Annotated in this window: 18 protein-coding genes; 11 read left to right on the top strand and 7 right to left on the bottom strand. The window is 62.0% G+C overall.

Annotated elements, in window-relative coordinates; all coding sequences use genetic code 11:
- Window positions 1–12: 12 nt before the first annotated feature.
- From ACR0NY_RS12045 to ACR0NY_RS12030, 4 genes are read left to right on the top strand one after another with little or no spacing between them, the layout of a single operon-like run.
- Window positions 13–735 (top strand): competence/damage-inducible protein A, encoded by a 723-nt coding sequence (locus ACR0NY_RS12045; protein WP_170369097.1) that lies wholly within the window; start codon window positions 13–15, stop codon window positions 733–735.
- Window positions 732–1,442 (top strand): GNAT family N-acetyltransferase, encoded by a 711-nt coding sequence (locus ACR0NY_RS12040; RefSeq protein WP_170341067.1) that lies wholly within the window; start codon window positions 732–734, stop codon window positions 1,440–1,442. Before ACR0NY_RS12045 ends, ACR0NY_RS12040 begins: the two co-directional genes overlap by 4 nt.
- Window positions 1,443–1,454: 12 nt before the next feature.
- Window positions 1,455–2,027: a peroxidase-related enzyme gene (locus tag ACR0NY_RS12035; RefSeq protein WP_093964120.1), complete on the top strand. Its 573-nt coding sequence runs from the start codon at window positions 1,455–1,457 to the stop codon at window positions 2,025–2,027.
- The gene (locus ACR0NY_RS12030; protein ID WP_170341069.1) at window positions 2,024–2,923 is read left to right on the top strand and encodes an OmpA family protein; all 900 of its coding nucleotides are present in this window, start codon (window positions 2,024–2,026) and stop codon (window positions 2,921–2,923) included. The genes ACR0NY_RS12035 and ACR0NY_RS12030 overlap by 4 nt, the downstream gene beginning before the upstream one ends.
- A 56-nt stretch (window positions 2,924–2,979) precedes the next feature.
- Here ACR0NY_RS12030 and ACR0NY_RS12025 read toward each other — a convergent pair whose 3' ends face one another.
- Window positions 2,980–3,885, bottom strand: coding sequence for a LysR family transcriptional regulator (locus tag ACR0NY_RS12025; protein ID WP_093964122.1), 906 nt, complete (start codon window positions 3,883–3,885; stop codon window positions 2,980–2,982).
- A gap of 229 nt (window positions 3,886–4,114) precedes the next feature.
- Here ACR0NY_RS12025 and ACR0NY_RS12020 point away from each other — a divergent pair, with 229 nt between their 5' ends.
- Both ACR0NY_RS12020 and ACR0NY_RS12015 read left to right on the top strand, forming a co-directional pair.
- The gene (locus tag ACR0NY_RS12020; RefSeq protein ID WP_170341071.1) at window positions 4,115–4,552 is read left to right on the top strand and encodes a DUF4399 domain-containing protein; all 438 of its coding nucleotides are present in this window, start codon (window positions 4,115–4,117) and stop codon (window positions 4,550–4,552) included.
- Window positions 4,553–4,677: 125 nt separating this feature from the next.
- Window positions 4,678–5,610, top strand: coding sequence for a glycosyltransferase family 8 protein (locus ACR0NY_RS12015; RefSeq protein WP_170369098.1), 933 nt, complete (start codon window positions 4,678–4,680; stop codon window positions 5,608–5,610).
- A 107-nt stretch (window positions 5,611–5,717) separates the two neighbouring features.
- Here the strand turns inward: ACR0NY_RS12015 and ACR0NY_RS12010 are convergent, their stop codons facing one another.
- Window positions 5,718–7,745, bottom strand: a complete 2,028-nt coding sequence (locus tag ACR0NY_RS12010) for an NADPH-dependent 2,4-dienoyl-CoA reductase (RefSeq protein WP_170369099.1) — start codon at window positions 7,743–7,745, stop codon at window positions 5,718–5,720.
- Window positions 7,746–7,880: 135 nt separating this feature from the next.
- On the opposite strand from ACR0NY_RS12010, the gene ACR0NY_RS12005 reads away from it, so the two are divergent.
- Complete coding sequence (locus ACR0NY_RS12005; RefSeq protein ID WP_170341076.1) at window positions 7,881–8,366, top strand: RNA pyrophosphohydrolase; 486 nt, start codon at window positions 7,881–7,883, stop codon at window positions 8,364–8,366.
- A gap of 96 nt (window positions 8,367–8,462) precedes the next feature.
- Window positions 8,463–9,389 (top strand): DMT family transporter, encoded by a 927-nt coding sequence (locus ACR0NY_RS12000; RefSeq protein WP_170369100.1) that lies wholly within the window; start codon window positions 8,463–8,465, stop codon window positions 9,387–9,389.
- An 8-nt stretch (window positions 9,390–9,397) separates the two neighbouring features.
- Here ACR0NY_RS12000 and ACR0NY_RS11995 read toward each other — a convergent pair whose 3' ends face one another.
- The 4 genes from ACR0NY_RS11995 to nth all read right to left on the bottom strand — a co-directional run bounded on the left by ACR0NY_RS11995 (window position 9,398) and on the right by nth (window position 12,026).
- Window positions 9,398–9,691, bottom strand: a complete 294-nt coding sequence (locus ACR0NY_RS11995) for a hypothetical protein (protein ID WP_170341079.1) — start codon at window positions 9,689–9,691, stop codon at window positions 9,398–9,400.
- Between the two features lie 26 nt (window positions 9,692–9,717).
- Window positions 9,718–10,074, bottom strand: a complete 357-nt coding sequence (locus ACR0NY_RS11990; RefSeq protein ID WP_170341080.1) for a hypothetical protein — start codon at window positions 10,072–10,074, stop codon at window positions 9,718–9,720.
- Window positions 10,075–10,395: 321 nt separating this feature from the next.
- Window positions 10,396–11,385 carry an adenosine kinase gene (locus ACR0NY_RS11985; RefSeq protein ID WP_170369101.1) on the bottom strand — a complete coding sequence of 330 codons (990 nt, stop codon included), beginning with the start codon at window positions 11,383–11,385 and terminating at the stop codon, window positions 10,396–10,398.
- Window positions 11,382–12,026 (bottom strand): endonuclease III, encoded by a 645-nt coding sequence (gene nth, locus ACR0NY_RS11980; protein WP_170369102.1) that lies wholly within the window; start codon window positions 12,024–12,026, stop codon window positions 11,382–11,384. Before nth ends, ACR0NY_RS11985 begins: the two co-directional genes overlap by 4 nt.
- Window positions 12,027–12,158: 132 nt before the next feature.
- Between nth and ACR0NY_RS11975 the strand changes: the two genes are divergently transcribed.
- Together ACR0NY_RS11975 and ACR0NY_RS11970 are read left to right on the top strand one after the other, a co-directional pair.
- Complete coding sequence (locus tag ACR0NY_RS11975) at window positions 12,159–13,010, top strand: bifunctional helix-turn-helix domain-containing protein/methylated-DNA--[protein]-cysteine S-methyltransferase (RefSeq protein ID WP_170369103.1); 852 nt, start codon at window positions 12,159–12,161, stop codon at window positions 13,008–13,010.
- A gap of 177 nt (window positions 13,011–13,187) precedes the next feature.
- Window positions 13,188–13,622: a glyoxalase superfamily protein gene (locus ACR0NY_RS11970; RefSeq protein WP_170369104.1), complete on the top strand. Its 435-nt coding sequence runs from the start codon at window positions 13,188–13,190 to the stop codon at window positions 13,620–13,622.
- A 63-nt stretch (window positions 13,623–13,685) separates the two neighbouring features.
- Here ACR0NY_RS11970 and ACR0NY_RS11965 read toward each other — a convergent pair whose 3' ends face one another.
- Complete coding sequence (locus tag ACR0NY_RS11965) at window positions 13,686–15,125, bottom strand: aldehyde dehydrogenase family protein (RefSeq protein ID WP_170369105.1); 1,440 nt, start codon at window positions 15,123–15,125, stop codon at window positions 13,686–13,688.
- A gap of 217 nt (window positions 15,126–15,342) precedes the next feature.
- Between ACR0NY_RS11965 and ACR0NY_RS11960 the strand changes: the two genes are divergently transcribed.
- Entirely contained in the window at window positions 15,343–15,993 is a 651-nt protein-coding gene (locus ACR0NY_RS11960; protein ID WP_093964131.1) for a peroxiredoxin, read from the top strand.
- Window positions 15,994–16,014: the final 21 nt, after the last annotated feature.

Raw genomic sequence — 16,014 nt, 5'->3', positions numbered from 1 at the left:
GGAGAGCGTGCCATGCCCAACCCAACCGCTGCAATGCTGGTGATCGGGGATGAAATCCTGTCCGGCCGAACCCGCGACGCCAACATGCATTATCTGGCGCAGGAGCTGACCAAACACGGCATCGATCTGAAAGAGGTCCGCATCGTCAGCGACGAGGCACCGGCGATCGAGGCCGCCGTCACGGCGCTGTCGCAGGGCTATGACCATGTGTTCACCAGCGGGGGCATCGGCCCTACCCATGACGACATCACCGCCGATTGCATCGCCCGCGCGTTCGGGGCGCAAATCGATGTGCGAGACGATGCCCGCGCCCTGCTGCAGGCGCACTACGACCAATCGGGGCTGGAGCTGAACGAAGCGCGCCTGCGCATGGCGCGCATCCCTGACGGGGCAACGCTGATCGACAACCCGGTTTCCACCGCGCCAGGGTTCACACTAGGTAATGTCCATGTGATGGCCGGCGTCCCATTGGTCTTCCAGGCGATGGTGGCCAGTGTGCTGCCCACCCTGACCGGAGGAAAACCGTTGTTGTCTCAGACCTTGCGGGTCAACCGGGGAGAAGGTGACATCGCTGCGACCCTGGCCGCCGTGGCAGAGGAATTTGGCGACGTGTCGATCGGGTGTTACCCGTTCCAGATCAACGGCGTCTTCGGGGCCAACGTGGTTGTTCGGGGCACTGACGGGTCGCGTATCGATGCGGTCACGACGCGACTGGCCAAGGAGCTTGGCCTGTGACGGTAGACTGGGCGGCAGTGGTCGATGGCACCTGGCCCGCCGCACGGTATGAGCAATTGGGTCCGTTTCTGCTGCGCGAAGGGCAGGGGGGCGGCTCGCGCGTGTCGGCGGCCAGCCGTATCGGCCCGGTCACCCCGCCGGATATCGACGCGGCCGAGGCGGCCATGCTTGCGATGGGCCAAAAGCGCATCTTCTGCCTGCGCCCCCACGACGCGGACCTGGACGAAATCCTGGCGCAACGCGGATACGAGGTTCTGGATCCGGTCAACATCTATGCCTGCCCGGTCTCACAGCTGACGGACCAGCCGGTCCCGCCGGTCACGGTGTTCTGCCTGTGGGAGCCGTTGGCGATCATGCGCGAGATCTGGGCCCAAGGTGGCATCGGGCCTGCCCGGCTGGCCGTGATGGAACGGGCAACAGGTCCGAAAACCGGATTGTTGCTGCGTCACCGCGATCAACCGGCCGGCACCGGTTTCGTGGCCATCCACGACGGCATCGCCATGCTGCATGCGCTCGAGATCGTGCCGGCGCACCGCCGACAGGGGCTGGGCCGCTGGGCGATGCGCGCCGCGGCCTTTTGGGCGCTGGACAATGGCGCGCATACCCTTAGCGTGATCTGCACCAAGGCCAATACCGGCGCCAACGCGCTCTACCACTCTCTCGGGATGGAACGCGTCGGAGAGTATCACTATCGCCAGCTGGTCTGAGAGGAGACAGACGTGACCGATCGAGACATGCCCACCGCGCTTGACCTGCCAATGGTGGATCCGCTGCCGCCCGAGACTCAGAAGTACTTCGATATCTGCGTCGAGAAGCTGGGCATGGTCCCCAACGTGCTGAAGGCAAATGCCTTTGACATCGACAAGCTGAACGCGTTCACGGGCATGTATAATGACCTGATGCTGGCGGACAGCGGGCTCAGCAAGCTGGAACGTGAGATGATCGCGGTCGTGGTCTCGTCGATCAACCGGTGCTTCTATTGCCTGGTGGCCCATGGTGCCGCCGTGCGTCAGCTGTCAGGTGATCCCAAGCTGGGTGAAATGCTGGTGATGAACTACCGAGTGGCGCCTCTGGACGACCGCCAGCGCGCGATGCTTGATTTCGCCGCCAAGATGACCACAGCCAGCGCCGAGATCGAGGAACCGGACCGCCAGCGCCTGCGCGATGCGGGGTTCACCGACCGCGACATCTGGGACATCGCAAACGTTGCGGGCTTCTTCAACATGTCCAACCGGGTCGCCAGTGCCACGGCGATGGTGCCCAATGACGAGTATCACGCGCAGTTTCGATGATCCGATTTACTGTCCTTCTTTTCTGTCTGATCGCGGGTCCTGTGGCGGCGCAGGACCTGTCGCTGCCGGCGAGCGCGCGACAAATCAGCCAGCGCGTCAGCCCGTTGGACAGCTACCAATTGCCGACCGGCCCGTTTGCAGACAACGCCGTTCCCGCGCGCACGGTCGAAGGCCGGATCGAGCGCACCACATGGCGGCTGCAGGCCGGTTCCAGTACGACGCTGCAGATCCTCGACCCGCTGCGGGATCAGCTCAAGGCGCAGGGTTTCGAGATCGCTTTTGAATGTGAGGCCCGCACTTGCGGCGGGTTCGACTTCCGCTTTGGAACCGAGGTGGTGCCGACGCCCGACATGTATGTCGCAATCAATGATTATCGATTTCTGTCAGCCACTCGTGGAGCCGAAGCCCTGACCTTGCTGATCAGCCGAAACCAGCCCGACGGGTATGTGCAGATGATCCGCGTCACTCCGAAGGGTCAGACCCCACCGCCGCTGGTGGTCGAGGAAACGGTGATTGGCAGCAACGGGCTGGTTGCCAGCCTGGTGCGGGATGGTCACGTGATACTCGGCGATCTCAGCTTTGAGACGGGCGAGGTTGCCTTGGGGGCCGGGCCGTTCGAGTCGCTGGGCCTGCTGGCTGGCTACCTGGCCGAGACCCCCGGCGCGCGGCTGGCGCTGGTTGGGCACACCGATGACACCGGCGACCTGCAGGCCAATATCGAAGTTAGCACACGCCGCGCCCAGGCTGTCCGTGCGCGATTGATCGAGGCACATGGAGTGGCAGAGGACCGCGTGCAGGCGCAGGGCGTCGGCTACCTCGCCCCGATCGTTTCCAACGCCACCCCGGAAGGGCGCGAACAGAACCGCCGGGTCGAGGCTGTTCTGCTGTTGAACTGACCAAGAAAAAAAGCCCGCGCAACTTGCGCGGGCCGGTCAGTCTTCACTGGGAGGTCTTACCAATCCATCGGACCTTTTTCGGCAAAGGACTCGACAAGGAAATCAATGAACGCCCGCACCTTGGGCTGGGTGAACCGGCCCGGCGGGTACACCGCATAGACGCCCTGAACCTCGTCCGGCAGCGAGGGCATCGCGTCGACCACCTGGCCGGATTTCAGCGCGTCCGCGTAGAGATAGCTGGGCAGGTAAGCGATTCCGAGGCCCGAGATCGCCGCATTCAACAGGGATTGACCGTCGTTCACGCTCAGCCAACCGGCCGTGCGCACCTGCCTCTTTTCGCCCGAGGGCGCGGTCAACTTCCAGACGTTGCCCGAGGACTGGCTGGAGTAATGCAGCAGCTTGTGTTCGTTGAGGTCATCGATCTTTGCCGGGCGCCCGAACTTCTCGATATAGCTGGGGGCCGCAACCATGCGTTTGACCGTTTCGGTCAGCTTGCGGGCGCGCAGGGTGCTGTCTTCCAGCTCGCCGATGCGCACGGCCACGTCGAACCCTTCGGAAATCAGCTCAACATAGCGATTGTTCAAGACCATGTTCACGGTGATGTCGGGATAGGCCGCCAGGAAACCGGACAGAACGGGCGACAGGTGGTTCACCCCGAAATCAGTAGCCACACTGATGCGCAGCAGACCTGAAGGCGCCGATTGCATCGACGTCACCAGCGCGTCGGCTTCGCCTGCATCATTCAGCACACGGCGTGCGCGGTCGTAATAGGCCAGCCCGATCTCGGTCGGCGACACGCGGCGCGTCGTGCGGTTCAGCAAACGCGCGCCCAAGCGGGCCTCCAAGCTCGACACGTGCTTTGACACGGCTGATTTGGAAATGCCCATCTTTTTGGCCGCGTCGGTGAAACCACCTTGGTCCACCACGTTGGCGAAGGCCTCCATTTCTGTCAGTCGGTCCATTCTCGTTCCCCAGGTCGTCTGTTCGTTGACCGACCATCGCCTCCAATCTGGGCGGAAACTGGGCAGACATGGGATAATATCAGGGTTTTGAATCGGATCGTTTGCACTTCGGAAACGCGGAAACAGTGGTTTCGCGCCTTTATCCGCCCCCTGTTTGCATGTTCTTTTCTGGTAATTTCTCGCAACGTGCTAAAGTCAGAATGGCATTTTTGTGACCAGGGAGGAGATCATGAAAGCCATTCTAGCAACTATTTTTTGCCTGTTTGCCCCCTTGGCCTGGGCCGGAGGGGAGACACCTTCGAACCCCGATGCCGAGGTCTATTTCGTCAACCTGTCGGACGGCGACACGGTAACGTCACCGGTGACGGTGGTATTTGGCCTCCGCGGTATGGGCGTTGCGCCAGCCGGGACCGAAAAGGAAAACACCGGCCATCACCATTTGCTGATCGATCGCCCCCCATTGGGTCAGGGTGAGGACGGGGCCGACGAACTGGCATATGGGCTGCCGGCTGATGACAACCACCTGCATTTCGGTGGTGGTCAGACCGAAGTCACGTTGGAGCTTGCCCCCGGGACGCACACGTTGCAACTGGTCCTGGGCGATGCGGGTCATGTGCCTCACGCGACGCCGATCGTTTCCGAGGTGATAACGATCACTGTGGAGTAACCCGTACCGGTCAACCGCAGCGCCGGGACCAACCCGCCGAGAGCGGCGGGACGGTTTCGGTTTGATTACATGTGCTTGCGTCGCCTATACACGATTCTGATCGGGGGCGGAGCCATGGTATTTGAATGAACGTTGTTTTTGGGGTCGACCGGAACTTTCTGTATCCCGCATTGCTGTCGGCCTATTCCGTGGTCAAGAACGCCAGCCGGCCTGTTGACGTTACCGTTTTCGGTCAGGATTTTACCGCACAAGACATCGCAGCCGTCGACCAACTGGATCGTGCGGTCGACAACGGCAAGGTTTGTTACCGGGAGTTCCAGTCCGAAACGCTCGGCCGGTTTTCAGAGTTCAAGACGAAATACCCGAAAATCACGCTGCTGCCGTTGTTTCTGCCCGAATTCTTTTCGGGCCGGTGTCTGTTCATTGACGCCGACACTCTTGTGCTGGGCGATGTCTGCGAGTTGCAGGAGCTCGACATGAGTGGCCACGGGATCGGGGCCTGTGTCGACATGGGATTGGTCACGTTGGGCGAAGGCCGCTTTCTGCGCCCATCCCTGCAGAGTGTTCTGAGACCGGGGCACGAACACCAAAAGTCGGTCACACGCGTTTTGCGCAGCATCCGGTTGGGCTTTCTGCCCGGCGAGAACTATTTCAACGCGGGCATCCTTCTGATGGATTGCGAAGCGATCCGGAATTCACCCGCGGGCAAGGAGCTGGGCAATTTCGACAAGCTGATCCCGCATATCCACGACCTGCCCGAGCAGGATCGGATGAATCAGATTTTCGCCGGCCAGTGGCTCAGACTCCCTCAGCAATGGAACACGCGACCGCAGATTTGGTACGACGCGCACAGTCCGAAATTCCGGCATACCTCTGCCGAATTTCGAAACCAACTGAAACAGGCAAGCCGGAACCCGAAGATGTGGCACTATATCGGAGGCAAGAAGCCCTGGCGCGCGAAGCCGGCGTCACAGATTCTGGTGCGCCGCGCCTTTCGGGATTACCAGGAATACTTGGCACGGTTCGAGGACGAGACAGGTCTAACTTTTTCCGTATAGGGCGCGGAACTGGCTCAACGCTCTAAGAAGCCACCCGGGCATCGCTCGGGTGGCTTTCTTTTGTCTGAGTGTTCTCGCCTTGGGGAAGTGGACGGAACGGGTCTTCCCTAGAGTGCGGCGGCCAGCCGCGTGCCCTGGTTGATCGCCCGCTTGGCATCCAGTTCCGCGGCCACATCCGCGCCGCCGATCACATGCGGGGTGATCCCGCGTTCGATCAGCGCATCGGCCAGCGACCGCTCGGGCACCTGTCCGGCGCACAGAACGATCGTCTCCGCCTTGATGACGGTCGGGTCGGCGCGCTCTTCTCCGAACGAGACATGCAGCCCCTCGTCGTCGATGCGCTCATAGTTTACGCCGCCCACGAAGTTCACATCCTTCATCTTCAGTGTCGCGCGGTGGATCCAGCCGGTGGTCTTGCCAAGCCCCTTGCCATGCGCCTGTTTCTTGCGCTGCAGCAGCGTGACCTGCCGCTTGGGCGCCTCGGGCTGGGGGCCTTCGGGCGCGAGGCCAGAGCGGTGCTGTTCAGGGTCGGCGACGCCCCACTCCTTCATCCACAGCGGCAGGTCGGTGGTGGGCGAATGGCCTTCTTCCAGCAGGTATTCCGACACGTCAAAGCCGATGCCGCCCGCGCCGATCACCGCCGCCGACTTGCCCACCGGGGCCTTGTCGCGCAGCACGTCGATATAGTTCACGACATTGTCGCGATCCTGGCCGGGGATCTGCGGGTCGCGCGGGTTGACGCCGGTGGCGATCACCACCTCGTCGAACCCGGCCAGATCATCGGCACCAACCTCGCGGCCCAGTTCCACCTTGACGCCTAGCGTGTCCAGCATGGTGCGATACCAGTCCACCAGCCCCCAGAATTCTTCCTTGCCGGGCACCTGCTTGGCCATGTTCAACTGGCCGCCGATCTCGTCGGCCTTGTCAAACACGGTCACGTCATGGCCGCGATCCGCCGCCGTCATCGCGGTGGACAGGCCCGCCGGACCCGCGCCCACGATGGCCACGCGCTTGGGCGTGGCGGCCTTTTCGATCACCAGCTCGGTCTCGTGGCAGGCGCGCGGGTTCACCAGGCAGGAGGTCAGCTTGCCGCTGAAGGTGTGATCCAGACAGGCCTGGTTGCAGGCGATGCAGGGCGCGATCTTGGCCGACTCGCCAGCCATCGCCTTGGCCACGAAATCCGCATCCGCCAGCATCGGCCGCGCCAGCGAGACCATGTCGGCGCAGCCCTCGGCCAGCACCTGCTCGGCCACTTCCGGCGTGTTGATCCGGTTCGAGGTGATGACCGGAATCCCCACCTTGCCCATCAGTTTCTTCGTCACCCAGGCAAAGGCCGCGCGCGGCACCGAGGTGGCGATGGTCGGAATCCGCGCCTCGTGCCAGCCGATGCCGGTGTTGATGATTGTCGCCCCGGCCTTTTCGACCGCTTGCGCCAGCTGCACCACCTCTTCATGGGTCGAGCCATTGGGCACAAGGTCGATCATCGACAGGCGGTAGATGATGATGAAATCGGTCCCAACCGCCTCGCGCGTGCGGCGCACCACTTCCAGAGGCAGGCGCATTCGGTTCTCATAGGACCCGCCCCAGCGGTCGGTGCGCTTGTTGGTGTGGGTCACCAGGAACTGATTCAGGAAATACCCCTCGGACCCCATGATCTCGACCCCGTCATAGCCGGCCTTCTGCGCCAGCACGGCGGCGTTCACGATGTCGCTGATCTGCTTCTCGATGCCGTCCTCGTCCAGCTCGGTCGGCGGGAAGGGCGAGATCGGAGACTTGATCGGGCTGGGCGCCACGCATTTCGGCCCATAGGCATAGCGCCCCGCATGCAGGATCTGCATGGCGATCTTGCCGCCCGCCTGATGGACCCGCTCGGTGACGACGGAATGGTTGGCCACGTCCTTGTCGCTGGTCATCATCGCCGCCCCCGGCAGGACCGAGCCCTCGAGGTTCGGCCCGATGCCGCCCGTCACCATCAGCGCCACGCCGCCACGTGCGCGCGAGGCATAGAACTCGGCCACCCGGTTCCAGTCGCCGGTTTCTTCCAGCCCGGTATGCATCGAGCCCATCAGGACCCGGTTCTTCAACGTGGTAAAGCCCAGATCCAGAGGGGCCAGCAGGTTCGGGTACGCAGTCATCTTGAAACTCTCCCTCAATTCGGGGCTGACAATCGCGCCGCACCGCGCCGGTGTCACGCGAAACCTGACGTCACCCCCTTTGCCGCCGCTTTGCCAGTTGCTACAGCTTGGCCAACCACATTACGAGGCCCGCCCATGACCCCCGAACAGATCGCCAAACTGCCCTATCGCCCCTGCGTCGGCCTGATGCTGATGAACGATCAGGGTCAGATTTTCGTCGGCCAGCGCAATGACCGGTTCGAGGACGCCTGGCAGATGCCCCAAGGTGGCGTGGACGAAGGCGAGACCCCGCGCGCGGCGGCGCTACGCGAGTTGCAGGAGGAAATCGGCGTCACCCCCGACCTCGTGGAAATCGTGGCCGAGACCGACGACTGGCTGCCCTACGACCTGCCGCATGACATCGTACCCAAGATCTGGAAGGGCCGCTTCCGTGGGCAAGAGCAGAAATGGTTCCTGTTGCGGTTCCTGGGGGAAGACGACCAGATCAATATTCAGACGGACCACCCTGAGTTCACCCGCTGGAAATGGCAGGACCCCAACCGCCTGATCGCCGAGATCGTGCCATTCAAACGCGAAGTCTACGAGCGGGCGATGGAGGCTTTCAGGGGGTATTTGGGGTGAACTAGAACTCGATCAAGCGGGTTCCGGGTTGCGGACAAGGTGCCTAGTCCATGGAACTCTGTTATGGATTTCGCGAACCTGTGCTAGCCCTTGTTCATGGCAAAGACCTCAACACAAACCGGACCGGCTATTCCCTATGCGCTTGCGGTTGCAGGCGTTCTTTTCGCGTCGATCTGCTTTGGGCTGGTGCCCTATTTCAGCAGAGGGCTGACGCAGCAGGGCGTCGCACCCTATGCCGTCGCATTCTACCGCTACATCGTCGCGGCAATTCTGCTGCTGCCCGTTATCGTCATGCACCGCAAAGCTTGGCGCGAGATTTGTTGGGGCCTTTCGGCAGGAGCCGTGATGGGACTTGGGTGGATTGGATACGTGACGGCTTTGGAGGCCTTGCCCGCGTCAACCGTGGGCGTGCTCTACATGACCTATCCGGTTTTTACATTGGTCATTGCTTGGGCGCTTTTCTCTGATGCACCCACGCGGCGCGCCTTGCTCGCTTCTGGCCTTATCGTTCTGGCGGCAATCATTGCTGGTTCGCCCGCATCCGTGTCCCCACAACACATACCTACTCTTTTAGCGGCACTGGCGGCCCCGTTCGGCTTTGGTTTCGGTATTTGTGTTTTGGTCCACAGGCTGTCCCGCATCGCGCCGCTTGCGCGCATAGCCTCGGTTTCCGTGGGATCGGTTCTTGGGCTCTTGCCGCTGATGCTGAGTGCCGATGTGCGACAGCTGCTCCCGGAGGGGCAATCCGACTGGATCTTGATCGTCGGAATTGGCCTGGTCACGGCGCTTGTGCCACAGCTCATCTACACGATCTGCTCGCCGTTGATCGGCGCCTCCCAAACCGCGGTCGTCGGAAGCATAGAATTGCCAACGATGTTCGTGGTCGGATTTGTTGCTTTTGGCGAAGCAATCACGGCGCCCCAAGCCATAGCCTGCGCTTTGGTTCTTGGAGCGATCGCAATCACCCGAAGCCGAACGACACGCACCTTGACCACCGTGATCGCGAACGAACCGAGGAAGTAGGTTCTGCCTCAGACCAACCCTTCTTTCTGCAACATCTCCAGCACGTTGGTATCCGGCCGCGACGATCCGGCCGACATCGAAACGGCCGCGAGTTCAACCGCTGGAAATGACAGGACCCCGACCGCCTGATTGCCGAGATCGTGCCCTTCAAGCGCGCGGTCTACGAGCGTGTGATGGAGGCGTTTGGGGGTTGTCTTATCAGAAAACAACGAAACACCAGTAAATGAACACAATGAATCGTTATCAAGTAACCGCCGCCTAACGATAGGCACTGCCCGCAGACCAATGGGTGCATATTCCAAGGGGTATCCGGCAGATTGGGAGTTTTTCACCCATGGAGAGGAGGGAGGCCGACGATGAAAAACAATAAAATGATAACTCCGGGTAGCAACACTATTGCATTCCGAACGTAGGTAATATTCCAGTCGTCTTCCTCAGTTCGTTTGACGCCATAGTGGTACCAGTCTGCCGCTGAAAAATATAGGTCAACGAGTGCTGCAAGTATCACAAGAACGCTGAGGTGGTCGTCCCAATCCCATATGCTGTCGGTTTCTCGAAATGCAAAAAGAATGATCGATGCAACTAATATCGTAAATGGCAACAAAATACGTAAAAATCGGGCTATCGGATTGTTCCCAAAATTCTTGTACATCAGCGGTTCTTTCGGTTTTTTGTTGATTGTCATCTATTATTTCATCTCGTGGTTTGGAATGGTTTTTCCCGTAAAGGGAGAGTTAACTCAACAGATTTGCACCCTCAAGGGGCGTTTTGATGGTGCGGCTCTTGCTTTGGGGGGTAATTGTGAGGCGCACTTTGAGCGATTGCTTGGTCGCGGTTCGCTCGCGCGACGCGTCGCTTTGGCAAGGCTTGGTTCTTCAAGCTTCTTGCCTTGCTCACTTTTCACGGCGCGGCTTCATTTTTCCCTGAACACAAGCGCTGTCCCGGACTACGAACACACGAAAATCTTCGTCCCAACAACATTGCGACGCGGCAAGTCGCTTGCGCGTCAAACCAAACCTTCGTCCCGCAGCAGTTCCAGCATGTTCGCCTCGGGGCGCGGGCCGATATGGCTGATCACCTCGCGGGCGCAGACGTTGCCGATTTTGGCGCAGGTTTCATAGTCGCGGCCCGTCGCCATGCCGAACAGGAATCCGGCGGCGAACTGGTCGCCCGCGCCGGTGGCGTCCACCGGCACCAATTTCTCGACCGGTACATCGATACGCGTGCCGTCGTGCAGAACCGTCACCCCGTCGCCCGAGCGGGTGCAGACCACCAGCGGGCAGATCGCAGCGGTCTTGGCCAGCGCCTCTTCCAGGTCGTCGGTCTCGAACAGCGATTTGATCTCGGCCTCGTTGCCGATCACGAAATCCAGCTCGTGTTCGATCAGCAGCAGGAAATCGGTACGGTGACGCTCGACGCAGAACGGGTCGGAGATGGCGATGCCGGTCTTGCCGCCGCCGTTGCGGCAGTCGCGCGCGGCCTCCAGGAAGGCGGTCTTGCCCTTCTCCTTGTCGAACAGATACCCCTCGAGGAACATGATCTGGCTGTTGCCCGCCACCTCGGCCGGCACGTCCGTCGAGGACAGTTCCGAGGAAATCCCCAGATAGGTGTTCATCGACCGTTCGCCATCGGGCGAGACGAAGATCATCGAGCGCGAGGTTGGCAGCTCGCCCCCCGGCACCGGCGGGTTCACGAAATCCACGCCGTCCTCGTTCATCGCATCGGCATAGAACCGGCCCAGCGCATCATCGTGCACCCGCCCGATAAAGGCCGCGTCCAGACCCAGCGCACCCGCGCCCGCGATGGTGTTGGCCACCGACCCGCCCGGGGTCTGCACTCGGTTTTCCATGGCCGCATACAGCACTTCGCCGCGTTCGCGTTCGATCAGCTGCATGATGCCCTTCTCTATTCCCATCATCTCGAGAAAGCTGTCGTCGGCCTGAGAGATGACGTCCACAACGGCGTTGCCGATGCCGGTCAGGTGATAGGTTTTCATAGGGTCTTGTCCTCGAATTGGCACAGGTCGCGGATCAGGCAGGTGCCGCATTGCGGCTTGCGCGCCTTGCAGTGGTACCGGCCGTGCAGGATCAGCCAGTGATGGGCGTGAAGCTGAAAGTCCACGGGGATATTGTCTTCGATGGCGCGTTCCACGGCGTCCACGTCCTTGCCGGGGCAGATGCCGGTGCGGTTGCCGACGCGAAAGATATGGGTGTCCACCGCCTGCGCCGGGTATCGCCACCACATGTTCAGCACCACGTTCGCGGTCTTGCGCCCGACGCCCGGCAGAGATTGCAGTGCGGCGCGCGAATTGGGCACCTCGCCGCCGTAGTCCTCGACCAGGATGCGCGACATCTTGATGACGTTCTTGGCCTTCTGGCGGAACAGGCCGATGGTCTTGATATGCTCGATCAGCCCCTCTTCGCCGAGGTCGAGCATTTTTTGCGGGGTATCGGCGATTTTGAACAGCGCGCGGGTGGCCTTGTTGACGCCCGCATCGGTCGCCTGCGCCGACAGCGCCACGGCGACGACCAACGTATAGACGTTCACATGCTCAAGCTCGCCCTTGGGTTCGGGGTCGGCCTGCCGGAACCGGGTAAAGATCTCGCGGATCGTGTGATAATCAAGCTGCTTTGCCATCCGGGCCTTAATGCCGCCCGCGGTGCCGGGTGACAAGCCCAAAGCCCGCTGCACCGCCAATGCGCAAGTTTCGGGTCGCACCGTCGGGTCCGGCCCGGCTAGGATGGGGCAAGCCACAGCAAGGTGAATGCCATGAACGTCCAGACATCCGAATCCGGGTACCACTACAACGTGATGCGGCGCGCGATCGAGCTGATCGACCAGGGCGGCGAGTCGTTGTCGCTGGAAGAGCTGGCCCGCCAGATGGACATGAGCCCCGCGCATTTCCAGCGCCTGTTCTCGCGCTGGACGGGCGTGTCGCCGAAACGCTACCAGCAATATCTGACGCTGGGCCATGCCAAGGCGCTGCTGCGCGAGCGGTTCACCACGCTGGAGACCGCGCACAGCGTCGGTCTGTCCGGCAGCGGTCGCCTGCACGACCTGTTCCTGAAATGGGAGGCGATGAGCCCCGGCGAATATGCCCGCAAGGGGGCCGGGCTGACCATCTATTGGGGCTGGTTCGAAAGCCCCTTTGGCCCGGCGCTGGTGATGGGCACGGCCAAGGGCATCTGCGGCATGGCCTTTGCCGCCGAGACCGGCGAAGAGGCCGCGATGCAGGACATGCTGTCGCGCTGGCCCCTGGCGGAATACGTCGAGGATCCGATGCGCCTGCGCCCGTGGGTCCTGTCGGCATTTGGCGCGGCCAGCGACCGGCTGGAGCCTACGCCGCTGTACCTGATCGGCTCACCCTTGCAGATCAAGGTGTGGGAGGCGCTGATGCAGATCCCCTCGGGCCAGGTGACGACCTATTCCCAGATCGCGCAGGCCGTGGGCACGCCGCAGGCGGTGCGGGCAGTGGGCACGGCGGTGGGCCGCAACCCGGTCAGTTGGCTGATCCCCTGCCACCGCGCGCTGCGCAAATCGGGGGGTCTGGGCGGCTATCACTGGGGGTTGCCCGTCAAACGCGCCATGCTGGCCTATGAGGCGGCGCAGGCCGATGCCTGATTGACTAAGGCCCGCGCGCCTGCCACAAGGCGCGCAGGTTCGGGTCTCCTGCCGCTCGCGGCCCTTTGGCTTTGGTGAAACCCGGTTCAAACCACATCTGTTGCCCTTTCCCGGCGCGCGGATGGCAAGGCGAGCCCCGTCCAATACTCGCGCCCGTTTTTGGAAACGAGGCAAGACATGACACAGATCCGAAACATCGCCCCCGTGGGCGAGCTGAAAGTGCAGGCCATACGCCTGCGCGAGAAACTGCGTGGCGCCGGCGTGGCCCTGAGCCATGCGCAATCGCTTGAGATGATCGCCCATCAGCACGGCGCGCGCGACTGGAACACGTTGCACGCGATGGCCGGAAACCGGCTGCACCTGAAGGTCGGAGACCGCGTGCAGGGCACCTATCTGGGCCAGCCCTTCACAGGGGAAATCCGCGGCCTGACGATGCTGGGCGACGGCGCCCAGCGGCGGATCACGCTGCAGTTCGACACCCCGGTCGACGTGGTGACCTTTGACAGCTTCTCGGCCTTTCGCCAGCGCGTCAGCGGTCAGATCGGCTGGGACGGTCGGTCAGCTCGCCATACGTCGAACGGCGAGCCACAACTGGTGGTGCGTCCGGCCTGACGCAAACGGGGCAAGGTGCCTGTCCGCGCCTTGCCCCACATTTTGTGCGTTCCCGTGCGGGGGTTATTTCGGGGTCCAGCCGCTGACGGCCTTGACCTCCAAAAAGTCCTCCAGCCCCCAGACACCGCCTTCACGCCCGTTGCCGGACTGTTTCATGCCGCCAAAGGGCGAACCGGCAGCGCGCGATTGGCCGTTCATCTCGACCATGCCCGAGCGCAGTTTGCGCGCCATGCGGTTGGCGCGGGCGCCGTCCTGTGTCTGAACATAGTTGGTCAGGCCATATGGCGTGTCATTGGCGATCTCGATGGCCTCTTCCTCGGTATCGAAGGGGATCATCGTCAGGACCGGGCCAAAGATCTCCTCGCGCGCGATGGTCATCTGGTTGTTGGCGTCGGCAAACACGGTGGGGCGCACGAAATAGCCTTTGTTGAACCCTTCGGGGCGACCGGGACCGCCGGCGACCAGGCGCGCACCCTCGTCGATGCCTTTCGTGATCAGGGCCTGGATCTTGGTCCATTGCAGCTCGTTCACGACGGGGCCGATATGGCGGCCTTCCTGCATCGCCGGGCCCACGGTGACCTTATTGGCGACCTCGGCCGCGGTTTCCACGGCTTGATCATAGATCGGGCGCTGCACCAGCATCCGGCTGGGCGCGTTGCAGCTCTGGCCGGTGTTGTTCATCATGTGCAGCACGCCGCGCTTGACCGCCTTGTCATCGGCATCGGCAAAGATCACGTTGGCGCCCTTGCCGCCCAGTTCCAGATGCACCTTCTTGAGCGTGTCGGCGGCGTTCTTGGAAATCGCCGTGCCCGCACGGGTCGAGCCGGTGAAGCTGACCATGTCGACGTCCGGATGCCCCGACAGTTGCGAACCCACGCCCACGCCGTCGCCGTTCACCAGGTTGAAGACACCCGGCGGGAAGCCCGCCTCGTGCATCATCTCGGCAAAGATCATCGCGTTCAGCGGGCTTTGCTCGGACGGTTTCAGAACCATGGTGCAGCCCGCGATCGCCGCCGCGCCCACCTTGAGCGTGATCTGATTCATCGGCCAGTTCCACGGGGTGATCAGCGCGGCGACGCCGACTGCCTCGTAGATGATCCGGTCATTGGGGGCATGATCGCCCAGGGGGCGCTCGAACTGGAAACTCTTGGCTGCTCGAATGAAATTCTTCAGGTGCCAGATCCCGGCGCCCACCTGCTGGGTGCGCGACATGTCGATCGGCGCGCCCATCTCCATCGACATTGCCTGCGCGAGGTCTTCGGCGCGGGTGGGGTAGATCTCGATCAGCTTTTCCACCAGCGCGATGCGCTCTTCGACCGGCGTGGCCATCCAGCCCGGCAGCGCCGTCTTGGCCGCCGCCACGGCCGCGTCGGTATCGGCCTGACCGCCCAGAGAAATCACCGTGCAGGACTCCTCGGTCGATGGGTCGATCACATGGAAATCATTGGCTTGGCTGGGGGCGACCCACTGGCCGTTGATGTAAAAGTCGCGTTTCTCGATCATGGCGTGTCCTCTTGATCCGCATTCATTCGACCGCGCGGTCGGTTTTCCCGGGCACTCTGTCACTGCGGCCCCCTTGGGGCAAGGCAATTCTGGAAATTTGATCAAATTATTGATCGCACGTTTTTTGCCCCTGTGCCACATCAATGGTTTAACCTGAGGGCAAAGTGATTAGGTTTGCACCAACCGACTCGGGTTTTCACAGGAAAGGAGATGCATCATGGGTTTGCGCATCAACGATACCGTCCCCAATTTCACCGCTGAAACGGACCAGGGCACCATCCAGTTCCACGACTGGATCGGCGACAGCTGGGCGATCCTCTTCTCGCACCCCAAGGATTTCACTCCGGTCTGCACCACCGAGTTTTCGGCCGTGGCGCAGTTGAACGACGAATGGGCCAAGCGCAACACCAAGGTGATCGGTGTTTCGGTCGATGGGGTCGAGGACCACAAGAAGTGGAAGAAAGACATCGAGGCCTATGGCAAGGCCAACCCCGGCTTTCCGATCATCGCCGATGACGGACTGGCAGTGTCCAAGGCCTTCGACATGCTGCCCGCCGAGGCATATCTGCCCGACGGCCGAACCCCGGCGGACAGCGCCACGGTGCGCTCGGTCTTCATCATCGGGCCGGACAAGCAGTTGAAACTGTCGATGACCTATCCGATGACCGTGGGCCGGAATTTCGCCGAAATTCTGCGCGCTCTGGACGGCCTGCAGATGAGCGCCAAGGGCGTGGCCACTCCGGCCAACTGGGTGCCGGGCGAAGACGTGATCATCCCGCCGTCGGTTTCGAATGACGAAGCCAAGGAGAAGTTCGGCGAGTTCGAGACGATCTTCCCCTATCTGCGCAAGACCAAGGCGCCGAGCTGACATCAAAAGGGGCGGGGCACA

Source organism: Ruegeria sp. BJ5, assembly GCF_056537865.1.
The sequence above is the reverse complement of the archived record's forward strand: the minus strand, read 5'-3'. Positions and strand labels throughout refer to the sequence as shown.

Bases quoted from the DNA above. Each gene is read 5' to 3' on its own strand.
- nth (WP_170369102.1), bottom strand. From the start codon at position 12,026: ATGGCAAAGCAGCTTGATTATCACACGATCCGCGAGATCTTTACCCGG.
- ACR0NY_RS12015 (WP_170369098.1), top strand. From the start codon at position 4,678: ATGAACGTTGTTTTTGGGGTCGACCGGAACTTTCTGTATCCCGCATTG.
- ACR0NY_RS12000 (WP_170369100.1), top strand. From the start codon at position 8,463: ATGGCAAAGACCTCAACACAAACCGGACCGGCTATTCCCTATGCGCTT.
- ACR0NY_RS12005 (WP_170341076.1), top strand. From the start codon at position 7,881: ATGACCCCCGAACAGATCGCCAAACTGCCCTATCGCCCCTGCGTCGGC.
- ACR0NY_RS12020 (WP_170341071.1), top strand. From the start codon at position 4,115: ATGAAAGCCATTCTAGCAACTATTTTTTGCCTGTTTGCCCCCTTGGCC.
- ACR0NY_RS11965 (WP_170369105.1), bottom strand. From the start codon at position 15,125: ATGATCGAGAAACGCGACTTTTACATCAACGGCCAGTGGGTCGCCCCC.
- ACR0NY_RS11990 (WP_170341080.1), bottom strand. From the start codon at position 10,074: ATGACAATCAACAAAAAACCGAAAGAACCGCTGATGTACAAGAATTTT.
- ACR0NY_RS11970 (WP_170369104.1), top strand. From the start codon at position 13,188: ATGACACAGATCCGAAACATCGCCCCCGTGGGCGAGCTGAAAGTGCAG.
- ACR0NY_RS11985 (WP_170369101.1), bottom strand. From the start codon at position 11,385: ATGAAAACCTATCACCTGACCGGCATCGGCAACGCCGTTGTGGACGTC.
- ACR0NY_RS12025 (WP_093964122.1), bottom strand. From the start codon at position 3,885: ATGGACCGACTGACAGAAATGGAGGCCTTCGCCAACGTGGTGGACCAA.
- ACR0NY_RS11960 (WP_093964131.1), top strand. From the start codon at position 15,343: ATGGGTTTGCGCATCAACGATACCGTCCCCAATTTCACCGCTGAAACG.
- ACR0NY_RS12045 (WP_170369097.1), top strand. From the start codon at position 13: ATGCCCAACCCAACCGCTGCAATGCTGGTGATCGGGGATGAAATCCTG.
- ACR0NY_RS12030 (WP_170341069.1), top strand. From the start codon at position 2,024: ATGATCCGATTTACTGTCCTTCTTTTCTGTCTGATCGCGGGTCCTGTG.
- ACR0NY_RS12010 (WP_170369099.1), bottom strand. From the start codon at position 7,745: ATGACTGCGTACCCGAACCTGCTGGCCCCTCTGGATCTGGGCTTTACC.
- ACR0NY_RS11975 (WP_170369103.1), top strand. From the start codon at position 12,159: ATGAACGTCCAGACATCCGAATCCGGGTACCACTACAACGTGATGCGG.